At 73.8% G+C, this 14,173-nt stretch carries 11 protein-coding genes; 6 read left to right on the forward strand and 5 right to left on the reverse strand.

Features of this window, described 5'->3' with window-relative positions:
• Nucleotides 1–23: 23 nt before the first annotated feature.
• Nucleotides 24–3,326: a bifunctional lysylphosphatidylglycerol synthetase/lysine--tRNA ligase LysX gene (gene lysX / locus ACGFXC_RS01920; protein ID WP_393708508.1), complete on the forward strand. Its 3,303-nt coding sequence runs from the start codon at nt 24–26 to the stop codon at nt 3,324–3,326.
• Between the two features lie 92 nt (nt 3,327–3,418).
• A complete protein-coding gene (locus tag ACGFXC_RS01925; protein ID WP_393708510.1) occupies nt 3,419–4,318 on the forward strand; it encodes a polysaccharide deacetylase family protein in 900 nt (299 codons plus the stop codon).
• Between the two features lie 60 nt (nt 4,319–4,378).
• Here the strand turns inward: ACGFXC_RS01925 and ACGFXC_RS01930 are convergent, their stop codons facing one another.
• A complete protein-coding gene (locus ACGFXC_RS01930) occupies nt 4,379–5,044 on the reverse strand; it encodes a class F sortase (protein WP_393708511.1) in 666 nt (221 codons plus the stop codon).
• A gap of 352 nt (nt 5,045–5,396) precedes the next feature.
• Between ACGFXC_RS01930 and ACGFXC_RS01935 the strand changes: the two genes are divergently transcribed.
• Complete coding sequence (locus tag ACGFXC_RS01935; protein WP_393708512.1) at nt 5,397–5,897, forward strand: hypothetical protein; 501 nt, start codon at nt 5,397–5,399, stop codon at nt 5,895–5,897.
• Between the two features lie 124 nt (nt 5,898–6,021).
• Here the strand turns inward: ACGFXC_RS01935 and ACGFXC_RS01940 are convergent, their stop codons facing one another.
• The 3 genes from ACGFXC_RS01940 to ACGFXC_RS01950 form a co-directional block, all read right to left on the reverse strand.
• The gene (locus ACGFXC_RS01940; RefSeq protein ID WP_393708514.1) at nt 6,022–6,717 is read right to left on the reverse strand and encodes a hypothetical protein; all 696 of its coding nucleotides are present in this window, start codon (nt 6,715–6,717) and stop codon (nt 6,022–6,024) included.
• A gap of 193 nt (nt 6,718–6,910) precedes the next feature.
• A complete protein-coding gene (locus ACGFXC_RS01945) occupies nt 6,911–7,681 on the reverse strand; it encodes a hypothetical protein (protein ID WP_393708516.1) in 771 nt (256 codons plus the stop codon).
• 70 nt (nt 7,682–7,751) lie between these two features.
• Nucleotides 7,752–7,877, reverse strand: coding sequence for a hypothetical protein (locus ACGFXC_RS01950; protein ID WP_385318673.1), 126 nt, complete (start codon nt 7,875–7,877; stop codon nt 7,752–7,754).
• Nucleotides 7,878–8,794: 917 nt separating this feature from the next.
• Between ACGFXC_RS01950 and ACGFXC_RS01955 the strand changes: the two genes are divergently transcribed.
• Both ACGFXC_RS01955 and ACGFXC_RS01960 read left to right on the forward strand, forming a co-directional pair.
• Nucleotides 8,795–9,625: an SAM-dependent methyltransferase gene (locus ACGFXC_RS01955; protein ID WP_393708518.1), complete on the forward strand. Its 831-nt coding sequence runs from the start codon at nt 8,795–8,797 to the stop codon at nt 9,623–9,625.
• Between the two features lie 290 nt (nt 9,626–9,915).
• Nucleotides 9,916–12,150 carry a putative bifunctional diguanylate cyclase/phosphodiesterase gene (locus ACGFXC_RS01960; protein WP_393708520.1) on the forward strand — a complete coding sequence of 745 codons (2,235 nt, stop codon included), beginning with the start codon at nt 9,916–9,918 and terminating at the stop codon, nt 12,148–12,150.
• A 111-nt stretch (nt 12,151–12,261) separates the two neighbouring features.
• On the opposite strand, the gene ACGFXC_RS01965 is transcribed toward ACGFXC_RS01960, so the two are convergent.
• On the reverse strand, nt 12,262–13,329 hold the full coding sequence (locus tag ACGFXC_RS01965) for an FAD-dependent monooxygenase (protein WP_393708522.1): 1,068 nt from the start codon (nt 13,327–13,329) through the stop codon (nt 12,262–12,264).
• A 106-nt stretch (nt 13,330–13,435) separates the two neighbouring features.
• On the opposite strand from ACGFXC_RS01965, the gene ACGFXC_RS01970 reads away from it, so the two are divergent.
• Complete coding sequence (locus ACGFXC_RS01970; protein ID WP_393708524.1) at nt 13,436–14,143, forward strand: TetR/AcrR family transcriptional regulator; 708 nt, start codon at nt 13,436–13,438, stop codon at nt 14,141–14,143.
• Nucleotides 14,144–14,173: the final 30 nt, after the last annotated feature.

Genomic DNA, 14,173 nt, shown 5'->3' on the forward strand with positions numbered 1-14,173 from the left:
CGGGCCTCCCTACAGTGCCAAACATGAGTGCCACGCTGGAGGAGACCCGGGGGACCCGCAACCACTTCCTGAACCGGGTCCCGGACGCCTTCGGAGCGTTCTTCGGAACGCTCGGCCTGCTGTGCGCGCTGCTGGCGCTCTCCCCGACGCTGCGCGGGCTGCTGCGGCCCGTGGTGGACTTCCTCGACGCCTTCGTGGTGCCGGTCAGCGCGAACCTCGCGTACGCCGTCTTCCTCTTCCTCCTCGCGGCCGCGCTCGGCATGCGCAAGAAGATCGCCTGGTGGATCGTCGTCACCTATCTGGCCCTGCTCGTCCTCGTCGACGTGCTGCTCATCGCGGACGATGAGCTCTGGATCGGCGGCCCCTCCATGGCCCTGGCCGTGGCGGCCCTCGCCGTACTGATCGCCGCCCGCCGCGAGTTCTACGCCGCCTCCCGCCCCGGAGCCGTCTGGCGGGCGATGCTCGTGCTCGGCCTCGGCCTGCTCGCCGCCGTCCTCCTCGGCTGGGGCCTGGTCGCCCTCTTCCCCGGCACCCTGCCCAAGGGGCAGTGGCTCGACTGGGCCGCCAAACAGGTCTTCGGCGGGCTCTTCTCCGCCCGCCAGTTCGACGGCCGCCCGCCCCGCCCGGTCTACTTCCTCCTCGGCCTCTTCGGCGCCCTCGCCCTGCTGAACGCCGCCTCCACCCTCTTCCGCTCGCAGCGCCTCACCGCCGCCCTGCACGGCGACGAGGAGCCCCGCATCCGGGCCCTGCTCGGCGCCTACGGCCGGGCCGACTCCCTCGGCTACTTCGCCACCCGGCGCGACAAGGCCGTCGTCTTCGCCCCCAACGGCAAGGCCGCGGTCACCTACCGCGTCGAGGCCGGCGTCTGCCTCGCCAGCGGCGACCCCGTCGGCGACCCCGCCGCCTGGACCCCCGCCGTCGACGCCTGGCTGGGCGTGGCCCGGCGCTACGGCTGGCAGCCGGCCGTGATGGGCGCCTCCGAGGACGGGGCGACCGCGTACGCCCGCTCCGGGCTCAGCGCCCTCCAGCTCGGCGACGAGGCCATCCTGCACGTCGCCCACTTCGACCTCGACGGCCGCGACATGCGGGTCACCCGCCAGGCCGTCAACCGGGTCCGGCGCACCGGCGCCACCACCCTGATCCGCCGGCACTCCGCCCTCTCCGAGGACGAGATGCAGATCATCGTGGACCGGGCCGACAAGTGGCGCGACACCGAGACCGAACGCGGCTTCTCCATGGCCCTCGACCGGCTCGGCGACGCCGCCGACGGAGACTGCCTGCTCGTCGAGGCCTACGACGCCGCGGGCGAGCTGATCGCCCTGCTCTCCTTCGTCCCCTGGGGGAAGGACGGCATCTCCCTCGACCTGATGCGCCGCGACCGCTCCGCCCCCAACGGGGTCATGGAGTTCATGGTCGCCGAGCTCTGCGCCGCCGCCCCCTCCCTCGGCGTGCGCCGGATCTCGCTCAACTTCGCCGTGTTCCGCTCCGCCTTCGAGGAGGGCGGCCGGATCGGCGCCGGCCCGGTCCTGAAGCTGTGGCGCAAGCTGCTCCTGTTCTTCTCCCGCTGGTGGCAGCTGGAGGCCCTGTACCGCTCCAACGTGAAGTACGGCCCCGAGTGGTACCCCCGCTTCCTGTGCTACCAGGACGCCGGCTCGCTCGCCCGCGTCAGCCTCGCCTCCGGCATCGCCGAGGGCTTCGTCTCCGTACCGAGCCTGCGCACCCTCTGGGGCAACGGCCACCCCAAGGGCCTCACCGCCCCCGCCAACACCGCGGGGCTGCCCTCCATCGACTCCCTCGGGCTGCACCTCGTGGGGGAGGACGGGACGCGGGCGCCACAGGAACGGCTGCCCGACCAGGTGCGCGTCCGCCACGCCAAACTGGACCGCATCCGCGCCTCGGGCACCGACCCCTACCCGGTCGGGATCCGCCCCCGCACGCACACCGTGGCCCAGCTGAAGGCCGCCCACCCCGGCTACCCGCCCGGCACCCGCACCGGCGAGGAGGTCACCCTCGCCGGACGCGTCATGGTCGTGCGCGACCTCGGCGGCGTCGTCTTCGCCGTCCTGCGCGACTGGACCGGCGACACCCAGCTGATGTTCACCCGCGACGAGAGCGGCTCCCCGGCCCTGGACTCCTTCACCTCCCAGGTCGACTTCGGCGACCACGTCGTGGCGAGCGGAGAGGTCGGCTCCAGCCGTCGCGGCGAACTGTCGGTGGTGGTCGCCTCCTGGCAGCTCACCGGCAAGTGCCTGCGCCCCCTGCCCGACAAGCGCAAGGGCCTGGCAGACCCGGAGGCCCGGGTCCGGCGGCGCTACCTCGACCTCGTCGCCAGCCCCGAGGCCCGCGACGTCGTGCGCGCCCGCTCCAGCGCGGTGCAGGCGCTGCGCCAGGGACTCCTCGACCGCGGCTACCTGGAGGTCGAGACCCCGATGCTCCAGCAGATCCACGGCGGAGCCAACGCCCGGCCCTTCCGCACCCACATCAACGCCTACGACCTCGACCTCTACCTGCGCATCGCCCCCGAGCTGTACCTCAAGCGGCTCTGCGTCGGCGGCATGGAGAAGGTCTTCGAGATGGGCCGCACCTTCCGCAACGAGGGCGTCTCCTACAAGCACAACCCCGAGTTCACGATGCTGGAGGCCTACCAGGCCTTCGCCGACTACGACGTCATGCTCGACTTGACGCGCGAGCTCATCCAGGGCGCCGCGACCGCCGCCTTCGGCTCCCCGGTCGCGCACAAGGCCGGGCCCGACGGCAAGCTCGTCGTCCACGACATCTCCGGCACCTGGCCCGTCAAGACGATGTACGGGGCGATCAGCGAGGCCCTCGGCGAGGAGGTCGACGCCGACACCGCGGAACCGGTCCTGCGCAGGCTCTGCGACACGGCCGGCGTCCCGCACCGGCCGGAGGACACCCGGGGGGACGTCGTCCTGGAGATGTACGAACGGCTGGTGGAGGAGCGCACGAAACTCCCCACCTTCTACAAGGACTTCCCCACCGACGTATCCCCGCTCACCCGTCAGCACCGCAAGGACCCGCGGCTGGCCGAGCGCTGGGACCTGGTGGCCTTCGGCACCGAACTCGGCACCGCCTACTCGGAGCTGACCGACCCCGTCGAACAGCGGCGGCGGCTGACCGCCCAGTCCCTGCTCGCGGCGGGCGGCGACCCGGAGGCGATGGAACTCGACGAGGACTTCCTCGACGCCCTGGAGTACGCGATGCCGCCCACCGGCGGACTGGGGATCGGCGTGGACCGGCTCGTCATGTTCCTCACCGGCCTGACCATCCGCGAGACCCTGCCGTTCCCCCTGGTGCGCCGGGGCTGACGGGCGGCCGCGGCTGCTCCGAGCGGGTGAGGGGGACCGGGCGCGTCCGCGCCCCCCGACATCTTCGGCGATGTCGTTGATACGTAGTAATAATGAAAAATGACGAGCCGACAGTAGGGCGACGCGTGCTCCTGCGTACCGCCGTCTTCCTCGGAATCGCCGCCGCCTCCGGCATGCTCACCGGAGGCGAGGCCGACACCCCGGCCCCCGCGGGGGGCCCCGGCGGCCCCGGCGGCCCCGCCCCGGCCGCGGGCCCCGGATCCGCCATCGCCGCCGGGCCGCCCGGACTCAACGCCGCGGCCCTGCCCGAGAAGTCCTACCGGCTGCGGCCGATGACCGCCGAATCCCCCGCCCGGCCGGCCGCCGCGAAGCCCGCCGTCCGCACCCGGCCCATCCTGGAACTGCCCGCCGGGGCCCGCACCGGCCGGGCGATGGTGCTCACCTTCGACGACGGCCCGGACCCCCGCTACACCCCCGCGATCCTGGACACCCTCGCCCGCCACGACGTCCGCGCGATGTTCTTCGTCTGCGGGGAGATGGCCACCGACAACCGCGACCTGCTGCGCCGGATGGTCTCCGAGGGCCACGTCATCGGCAACCACACCTGGACCCACCCGCTCATCCCCTCGCTGGGCCGCGGAGCCCTCGAATCGGAGATCGGGCGCACCAGCGACGTCGTCCAGCAGAGCGTGGGGGAGGCCCCCGTATGGTTCCGCGCGCCCTACGGGGCCTGGAACCGGGCCGCCTTCGAGATCGGCGCCGACCTCGGCATGGAGCCGATGGCCTGGACGGTCGACACCCTCGACTGGAAGGAACCCGGCACGGGCGCCATCGTCTCCCGGGCCCTGGACGGAGCCGCTCCCGGAGCGATCGTGCTGAACCACGACGCCGGCGGCAACCGGTCGCAGAGCGTCCAGGCGGTCGCGACGTACCTGCCCCAGCTGCTCGCGCGCGGCTACCGGATGACACTGCCCACGCTGCCGCCCCGCTGAGCACGGCGGGGCGGCGACGGGAGACGGAGACGGGACGGGGCCCGCCGGGGAAACGATTCCTCAGCGGGCCTCCACCATGCGGGCGAACACGACCACGTTCCCGTCGTAGCCCTTGGCCTTCGAGTAACCGCCGCCACAGGTGATCACCCGCAGCTCCGGGTGGCCGGTGTCCCCGTACACCCGGGCCCCGGGGAAGGCGTCCTTCGCGAACACCTCGACCCCGTACACCTCGAACACCGCGGTGCGGCCGTCGTAGCGCTCCACCTCGATGCGGCTCCCCGGCTTCACCGAGCCCAGCCCGTAGAAGACGGCCGGTCCCTGCGCGTTGTCCACGTGGCCCACGATCACCGCCGAACCCTGCTGGCCCGGCGAGATGCCGTTGAGGTACCAGCCGGCGAGGTTGCGGTCCTGCGGCGGCGGGGCCTCGATCCAGCCCTGCGCGTCCAGCCCGACCGTCATCACCGGCGCGTCCACGCCGATCGTCGGGATCCGGACGCGCTGCACCGACGAGTGCTCCAGCACCTCCATGTCCCGCGGCGGCGTGGGCGGGTGCGCCGGCAGCTGGTCGGCGCGCACGGCGACCGCCGCCGCCGCCGTCGGCTGCGGCGGCCCGTCCTCGGCGTTCGCCCCGTTGCGCATCATGGCGAGGCCGCTGAGCATGACCAACGCGAGTGCGCCCCACGGGGAGCGCCTCCTCTTGGGCAGCTCGCGGTCGTCCTCGAGCATGGCTCTCCCTTCCCGACGCGGGGGTCCCGACCCGCGTTCCAGTCCCTCCCCGGTACGCCCTTCTTCCCGCACGCTAAGGCCGTACCGGCGAGACGGCGATCGGGGAAGGGCGAACGGGTGGTGCGTCCGGAAGGGGTGCGCCCATCCAGGTAATCGTCACATAAATGCCTGACGGGTCGTGACCTGCGGATCCGTCAGATCAACACACCGCGCATCGGCGTGTCGCTCAACCGGGCGGCCCAAAGGCGGAAATGCGCTGGTTGCGGACCGGCCCGAGGGTTCGTGATGGGACGCGTTCTCGTCGATCTGCCCGGGCCACCGCTCCGGGGCGCTTCCCGCTGGAGGTTCCACCATGCGTGTTTTCCGCGCTCTCACCGTGACCGCGGCCGCCTGCGCCGCGATCGGGCTCAGTGCCACGTTCGCCGCCGCGAACCCCCCGTCCGGCGGCGGGAACGGGCCCAGCAACGTCACGGTCAACCCGTACTCCGTGCACCAGGGCGCCTCGATGCAGGTCAGTGCGGCCGGCTGCGGCCACGGCGGCATCGTCTGGTCCCACGGCAACTTTCCGCAGACCAACCTGTCGGCCGGTTCCATCGGCTTCGCGACCGTCCGGATCTTCAACCACGCCTCGCCGGGCCACCACACCCTGTCCGTCAAGTGCCACGACAACAGCCTGGTCGCCACGCACCGCTTCACGATCCTGGCGGGCAACGGCGCACAGGGCGGCATCGGCGGCTCCTTCGGCCCGTCCACCACCGAGACGGCCATCGGAGCGAGCCTCGTCGGCGTCGCCGCGCTGGGTGCGGGCGCGCACGTGATCCGGCGCCGCCGTCCGGTCGGCTCGCGGGTCTGACGGCCCTGGCCGCCACGACGCCGTCCCACGGGCCGGCCCGCCGCCGCTCCCCCCGGGTCCCGCCCAGGACCCGGGGCGACCGGCGGCCGCCCGGGTTGCGGACGGGGCCGCGGCCGGTCGGGGGTCAGTGCCGGCGGGCCGTGCGGCGCCGGCGCAGGACGTACGCCGCGGCGCCCGATGCCGCCAGGAACAGGGCGGCTCCCGCGCCGAGTTCCGCGGGGTCGCGGTCGGCCACGCTGCCGCCGAGCCCGCCCCGCACACCGAGCGAGGCCGTCGGGGTGCTCGGGCGGCGCGTCGTACCGGTGGCCGTGCCGGTCGTCTTGCCGGTGCTCGTGCCGGCCGTCGCCGTGCGGGTGGGCGTGGGGCGTACGGGCGCGGGCGTGGCCCGGGAGGTGGCCGGGGCCGGGCTCGCCGGGGTCCGGGGGCCGGAGGTGGAGCTGGTGGTGGGCTTCGAGGTGCCACCGGCGATGGTGAGGTCCGTGGAGCCGGTCTCCCCGTTGCAGGTGAAGGAGACGGAGTACTGGGCTCCGCGCCGGGAGTCACGGTCCACCGTGACCCGGGCGGTCTGTCCGCGCGCGATGCTCACGGTGTCGAAGACACCGGAGGAGGCGGTGGCGTACGCGGCCCCGCAGCCGCTGACGGAGAGCACCGCCTGACCGCCGGGCGCGACCGTCGAGGGGGTGATGGCGAAGCCGAAGGAGGTCACGGGCGCCGCTTCGGCCGCGAGGGCGGCGGGCGCGCCGGAGAGTCCCAGTGCGAACGCCGCGCACGAGGCGCCGGCGCTCAGCAGGGCGGTGGCGGAGCTGCGTATCGCACCCATGGGCGGTTCTCCGGATCCCCGAGGAGCAGTCGCGCAGCGTTTCCGCACGTGGGGGGTCGTGCACCTCGATGTGCGCCACGCTAGGCGCGGGGCCGGTGACCCGCGATCAGGAACGGGCGAATGGGGCATGCCCGTAGGCCGAACCGGGGACGGACGGGCCGCCCCCGGTTTGCCCGGAACTTCCGCTCCCCGGTCAGTCCTTCAGCCCCAGGTGCGGGAACTGGGCGAAGAAGGGTTCGGCGGTGGCCGCGACGCCCCGGCCGAAGGGGGCGTCGAAGTCCCAGATGAGGAAGAGCAGGAAGGCGATCAGCGCGCTGAACAGGCCCGCCAGCAGCAGCTCCCGGAACGAACGGCGGATCTGCAGGGTGAAGATCAGCCCGACGGTCACCAGCGCCCCGGCGATCAGTCCGAACCACACCACCCCGGGCATGGTGGCCCCGGCGCTCTGGCCGCGGGCGTTGCGGGCGTCGTCCACGGCTCCGACCTGGTCGACGAGCGGCTGGTAGGCCTGCCCCTCGTGGTCGGTCTGCGGCTCGTAGTCGGTCACGTCGCGGCGGATCCGCTCCAGCAGCTGCGCGCTGTGGTCGCTGAGGTTGCCGTGGTCGGCCATCTCCCGCCATTCCGTGTCGACCACGTACGTCACGTACGCGTCGACGTCGGCGCGGATCCGCCCGCGCACGGCGGGCGGGTAGACCTCGGAGCGGACGCTGATCTCGTGCAGGGCCTGGGCTTCCTGGCGCACGTACTCCTGGGCGGCCCCGCGGCCCTCCCAGACGCCGGCGATCGCCAGGCCCAGCACGATCGCGTAGATCACCCCGATCATCATCGTCATGTACTCGATGACGTCCGGGGTCTCGTTCGGATCGTCGTCCTCGCCGATCCGGCGCTGGTTGAAGAAGACGATGGCGAGGACCACGGCACAGGCGGCGGCCATCGCGAGGGACAGGACGAGCCATTCCGACAAGATGACTCCCAATCGGTGAATCGGCGGACCGCTCGGGCACGGGGGCCGGGCGGGGTCCGGAGGGGAAGGCCTAGCGCGGGCGCAGCGCGACGATCGCGAGCACGGCGGGGGCCGCGGTCATGAGGGTGAAGGTGACCGGCGAGATGTGGTGCTCGGCCGGCTTGCGGACGGTGGAGTGGTAGGCGGGGCGCGCCACGTGCTTCTTCGGGGCGGGCGGGGGCGTCGCCGACGGAGCGGGAGCCGGCGGCGGTGCGGGAGCGGGCGGCGCCGGGGGCTCGGGCACCCGGGGCGGCGGGGGCGGCGCGGGGGCCGGCGCGGGCGGCCGGGGCGCGGGCGGGGGCGGTGGTGGTGGCTTGGGCTTCGGGGCGGGCGGGGGCGTCGGGGTCGGGGTCGGCTTCGGGGTCGGCTTCGGCGGGGTCGGCGTGGGAGTGGGCGTGGGCGTGGGCGTCGGGGTGGGCGTGGGCTCGGGCGGGCAGGGCGGGGGAGGCGGGGGCGGGCAGTGGTGGCCGCCGTGCCCTCCGCCGTGACCCCCGCCGTGCCCGTTTCCGCCGCCGTGGCCGTGACCGCCGTCGTGGTCGTCGTCATGGCCGCCGCCGTGATGTCCGCCACCCCGGCCGCTTCCGCCCGCGCCGCCGCGGGCGGCCGCGAACACCGCCGGGGCGCCGTCGCCGTCCCCGGCGTCGATCGTCACGTAGGCGCGGCTATCGGCCACGGCGGGCGTGGCCGACAACGTCGCCCACAGCAGGACCGGGACCGCCAGCAGGCGCCGGGCACAGGGTCTGTTCACCCGGGGAGCATGGGGCCACGCGCGCCCGCGCGCGGGGGGCACGGAGCCGGTTCGCCTGAACGGGCGTAGTTCGGACCGTAGAGGTTTGAGCCAGCTTCGGGGCGTGTACGACCGGTCGCCCTTCCTTTCTCAAAAGGTATTTGTCGGTTTCTTCGCCGAGGCTGTTCGGACCTGTACGTGCCTTTGGTGTGTGACCAAGAACGGACCGCCAATTTCCGCTTTTACTCGCTCCGTTGGGCAATGATCAGTACATTCGGCTCGGACAGGAGTCCGACGCACGTCCCACCCCCCGGACGGACCGGCACGACTACGGCTTGGAGACCCCGATGGAACGCCCCGCCTGGGCGCCGCCAGGCATCGACATATCGGTGCCGAGCGTGTCCCGCATCTACGATTACTACCTGGGCGGCTCCCACAATTTCGAGGTCGACCGCCAGGCGGCCCGCCGGGCCATGGAATTCATGCCGGGGCTCCCCAAGGTCATGCAGGCCAACCGGGCATTCATGCGGCGCGCCGTCCGGCACGCCGTGGCCGAGGGCATCACGCAGTTCCTCGACATCGGCTCCGGCATCCCCACCTTCGGCAACGTCCACGAGGTGGCCCACGCAGCGAGCCCCGAGGCCCGTGTCGTCTACGTCGACCACGACCCGGTGGCCGTGGCCCACAGCCAGGCCGTCCTCGCCGGTGACGACCGCACCGGCGTGGTCGCCGCGGACCTGCGCAAGCCCCAGGACGTCCTCGGCTCCACCGAGACCGCGCGGCTGCTCGACCTGGAGCGGCCCGTCGCCCTGCTGCTGGTCGCCGTGCTGCACTTCCTGGAGGACGCGGACGAGCCGTACGCCGCCGTGGCGCAGCTGCGCGACGCGCTGGCCCCGGGCAGCATGCTGATCCTCACCCACGCCTCCTACGAGGGCATCCCGCTCAGCGAGGAGGTCACGGACGGCATGGTCGGCGTCTACCGGGACATCCGCAATCCCCTGGTGATGCGCAGCCACGACCGGATCAGCGGCTTCTTCGACGGGTTCGGGCTGCTGGAACCGGGCCTGGTCTCGATGCCGGACTGGCGGCCGGACCGCACCGGACCCCTCGCCGAGGGGGAGGAGCCGGAAGACCCGTACGCCTTCTCGGGCTACGGCGGCGTGGGACTCAAGCCGTGAGACTCCCCGCCCCTACCCCGCCGCCCGCCACACCGAGCCCGGCCCGCGCGGCGGACCCGGGAGGCACGCAGCCCCCGCACGCCCTGCCCGGCCCGCACGACCCGCCACCCGGCTCCGCCGCGGTACCGGCGGCCCGGCCGGCCCCCGCGGCCCGGCCCGCTCCCGCTGCCCGGCCGGCCGCAGCCAAGCCCGCCCCCGCGGCCAGGGCCGTTCCGCAGGGGCTCGCCGCCCGGCCCGCCCCCGCGCCGCCCGCCCCGCCCGTGCCGCGGGGGTCGCGGCCGCGACCCCGGGTGTCGCCCGCGCCGCCCGCCCCGCCCGCGCCGACGCAGGCGCCCGCACCGCCCGGCCCGCACCAGGGCCGGGCGCCGCTGCGCGAGCTGCGGAGCGGTCTGGAGGACCGGATCGCACGCTTCGCGACCATCTGGGGACGGGCGATCTTCCCCGTCACCGCCACCTCCCTGACCCGCCCGGAGTTCGAACAGCACCTCGTCCCCCTCACCCGGACCCTGACCGAGGCCCTGCACGCCCGGCCCTTCGACGCCGGCGTCGCCCAGCGGGTCGGCGCCGAGCTCGTCGCCGTGCACTGCACCGACCCGGAGGCCCTGGCCGGCACCCTCGGGGTGGTCGAGTCGTACCTGGTGCTCTACTGCGGCCCGGACGGGGCCGGGACCGAGGGCACCGAGGAGTACCGCTCCCGCTGCGCCCGGCTCCAGCACGGGATCGCGGCCGGGTTCGCCCGCGCCCTGCGCGAGCGGACTTTGAAGGAGCAGGAGGCGATCGCCCGTTCCGCCCTGACGGCCCGCATCGACGCCCAGCAGGCCCTGCACGCCAGCGAGGAACGCTTCCGGGCGGTCTTCGAGGGCGCTGCCGTCGGCATCGGCATCGCCGATCTGCAGGGCAACGTGCTGGAGGTCAACGACACCCTCCTGCAGATGTTCGGCGGTCTGGAGGGGCACGTCCGGGGCCGCAACGTCAGCGAGTGGGGCCACCCCGACGACACCCCGCACGTCTGGCGGATGTACGGGGAACTGGTGCGCGGTGAGCGCGAGCACTACCGCGTGGAGAAGCCCTACTACCGGCACGACGGGACCGTCCTGTGGACGAACCTGACGGTGTCCCTGCTGCGCGACGCCGACGGCGTGCCGCAGTACCAGCTCGCGCTGATGGAGGACACCACCGAACGCCGGCTCCTCAACCTGCGCCTGCGCTACGAGGCCACCCACGACGCGCTGACCGGCCTGCCCAACCGGACGCTGTTCTTCGAGCGGCTGGAGAAGGCCCTGGCCGGGGCCGCCGGCACCCGCTTCGGCCTGTGCTACCTGGACCTCGACGGGTTCAAGGCGGTCAACGACAGCCTGGGCCACTCGGCGGGGGACCGGCTGCTGGTCGAGGTGGCCGACCGTCTGCAGAGCTGTGCGACGGGACCGGGCGAGGTGGTCGCCCGCCTGGGCGGTGACGAGTTCGTCGCCCTGACCACCGGCCCCGCCGCCGACAGCGAGGAGAAGGTGACGGACCTCGCGGTGCGCATCCTGTCCGCTCTGTCCACGCCCATCCGCCTGGAGGGGCGGGAGCTGACGGTCCGCGGCAGCATCGGCATCGTCGAGGGCCGGGCGGGCGAGCGGACCCCGGCCGAAGTGCTGCGCAGCGCCGACATCACCATGTACCGGGCCAAGGCGGCCGGCGGCAACCGCTTCGAGTTCGCCGACGAGGAGGCCGACGCCCGGGCCATCACCCGGCACGGGCTGACCAACGCCCTGCCCGCGGCGCTGGAACGCGGCGAGTTCTTCATCGAGTACCAGCCGCTGGTGCACATGCACGACGGCAGCGTGCACGGCGCGGAGGCACTGGTCCGCTGGTCGCACCCGCAGTACGGGGTGCTCGGCCCGGATCGTTTCATCCCGCTCGCCGAGCGCACCGGACTGATCGTGCCGCTGGGCCGCTGGGTGCTGGAGGAGTCCGTCCGCCAGGCCCGCACCTGGCAGCTGGAGCACGGCGGTTCGGCGCTGCGCGTCAACGTCAACCTCTCGCCGACCCAGCTCCACCACCCGGGACTGGTGGCCGACACCGTACGGGTCCTGGAGAGCTCGGGCCTGGCCCCGGGCGCCCTGTGCCTGGAGGTCACGGAGTCGGCGCTGATAGGAGCCGACGACGAACTCCTGGAACCGCTGCGCCGGCTGGCCGCCCTCGGAGTCGACATCGCCCTGGACGATTTCGGCACCGGCTACTCGAACCTGGCCAACCTGCGCCGTCTGCCCGTGAGCGTGCTCAAACTGGACCGTTCCTTCACCCAGGGGATGCAGCAGCAGCCGGCCAACCCCGTGGACGTCAAGATCGTGGAGGGCATCGTCGCCCTGGCCCACAGCCTCGAACTCGCGGTGACGGTCGAGGGAGTGGAGACCGGCGTCCAGGCGGCCCAGCTCCGCGCCCTGGGCTGCGACACCGCCCAGGGCTGGTACTACGCCCGCCCGGGCGCCCCGGACCGCATCCACACGCTCTCCCTCTCGGACGCCGTCACCACCCCCTGACCCGGTCCGCCCCCGCCCCCGCCACGCCGCCCCGAGCCCACCCGGCCGACGGGGCGGGCGGGGCGGGCGGGGCCGGGCAGTCGGGGACGGCCGGGCTGGGTGGTTCCGGGGTCAGTCCAGCCCGGCTTCGGTCCCCCGGCCGGGCTCGCGGACGGCGGCCAGCACCCGCCGGTGCCGGGCCGTGGTGTCGGCCAGCAGCTCCGCCGCCGCCGGCAGCCGCTCGGCCTCGTAGGCATCGAGCGCCTCCTGTGCGCCCGGCCCGGCCGGGGCGCTCGCGAGGGCCCGCCCGAGGGCCACGGCGTCCTGGATGCCGGTGTTCATGCCCAGCCCGCCGGCTATCGGGTGGACATGGGCCGCGTCCCCGGCGAGGAAGACCCGGCCCGCACGCATCCGGGCGGCCATCCTGACGTTGACCCGCCAGTCCGATATCCAGGTGGCCTCCACGAGCCGTATCCCCGCCATCCGGGCATGCCGGTCGAAGAGCCGCTGGAAGCCCTCCAGGGTCGGAGGCAGGGGCCGCCCGTCCTCGTCGAGCTCCGGCGCGGCCTGGAGCTGGAAGGAGTCCGTCCCCGGCATCGGGCAGAGCAGCATGCCGCCGCCGTCCGAGCTGAACCACTGGTGCCAGTACGCCCGGCTCAGGGCAGGGGCCCGCACGTCGCCGAGCACCATCGTCGGCGTCTCCTCGGTGTACCCGTCGAAGGAGATCCCGAGCAGCTCCCGGACCGTGCTGCGGCCCCCGTCGCACCCGGCGAGGTAACCCGCCCGGGCCGTGCGTCCGTCGGACAGCCGCGCGGTGACCCCGCCCGCGTCCTGGGCGATGCCGGCGACCCCGGCCCCGTACTCGACCCGTACGCCGAATCCGGCGAGCCGCTCCCGCAGCACCTCCTCGACCCGCCACTGGCCGATGAGGAGCCCGTCGCCGCCGGGTGTGTCGCCGACGTGGGCGCCGTCGAAGTACTTGCGCAGCACCAGGCCCCGCGTGCCGAGGGCGCAGAGCTGCTCGGCGACGCCGAGGCGGCCGAGGGCCGCCAGACCCTCCGGGGTGAGGCCTTTGCCGCGGGACTCGCGGTGCGGACCCGGCCGCCGTTCGAGGACGCGCACGCGGACGCCCCTGAGGGCGAGGTCACAGGCCAGGGTCAGCCCGGTGGGGCCGGAGCCCGCGATCAGTACGTCGGTCATCGGAGGTCCTCTCGTCGTCGGTGACTCAAGGAAAGCGCCTCGCCCGCGAAAAAGCAACCTGGTTACGAAATTAACTCGGTAATGATCCTGTGCTACGCTGTGGAGCATGGACAAGACGACCGGCCTGCGCGAGAGCAAGAAACTGCGTACGCGCCGCCAGCTGGCGGCCACGGCGCTCGAACTCTTCCTGGAGCGTGGCTTCGACGCCGTTTCGGTGGCCGATGTGGCCGCGGCGGCCGAGGTCTCCAAACCCACCCTTTTCCGGTATTTCCCCAGCAAGGAGGACCTGCTGCTCGACCGGTTCGCCGACCACCAGGACGAGGCGGCGCGCATCGTGCGCGACCGGGCGCCCGGCCGCACTCCCGTGCGGGCGGTGCGCGAGCACTTCGTGGAGGCCCTCGCCGGGCGCGACCCCATCACCGGGCTCTGTGACCATCCCGGCGTGCTCGCCTTCCAGCGGCTGCTGTACTCCACGCCGAGCCTGGAGTCCCGCATGGCGCACTACACGGCGCGCGAAGTGGAGCTGCTCGCCGCCGTCCTGGAGGCGGAAGCGGTCGCCCCGCTGACCGCCCGTCTGGCGTCGTTGAGCCTGGTGACGGTCCGCCAGGAGCTGGGCCGCGAGAACTGGCGGCGGATCTCCGCCGGCCGGAGCGCCGACGAGGTCTACCCCACGGCCCTCGCCGACGCCGACACCGCCTTCGCCCTCGTGGCGGACGGCCTGGACGCCGCCCTCCCGCCCCGCCGCCACCCGGCGGACCTTCCCGACGCGCACACCGCCCCCGCCCCACCCGTTCCCGGAGGTGGTGTTGGATGAAGTGGCCCGCCCCGGCGGAAGCGCCGTGTG

Origin of the sequence: Streptomyces sp. NPDC048507 (genome assembly GCF_043199995.1) — a bacterium.
In the GTDB taxonomy this organism is placed as follows: Bacteria; Actinomycetota; Actinomycetes; order Streptomycetales; family Streptomycetaceae; genus Streptomyces.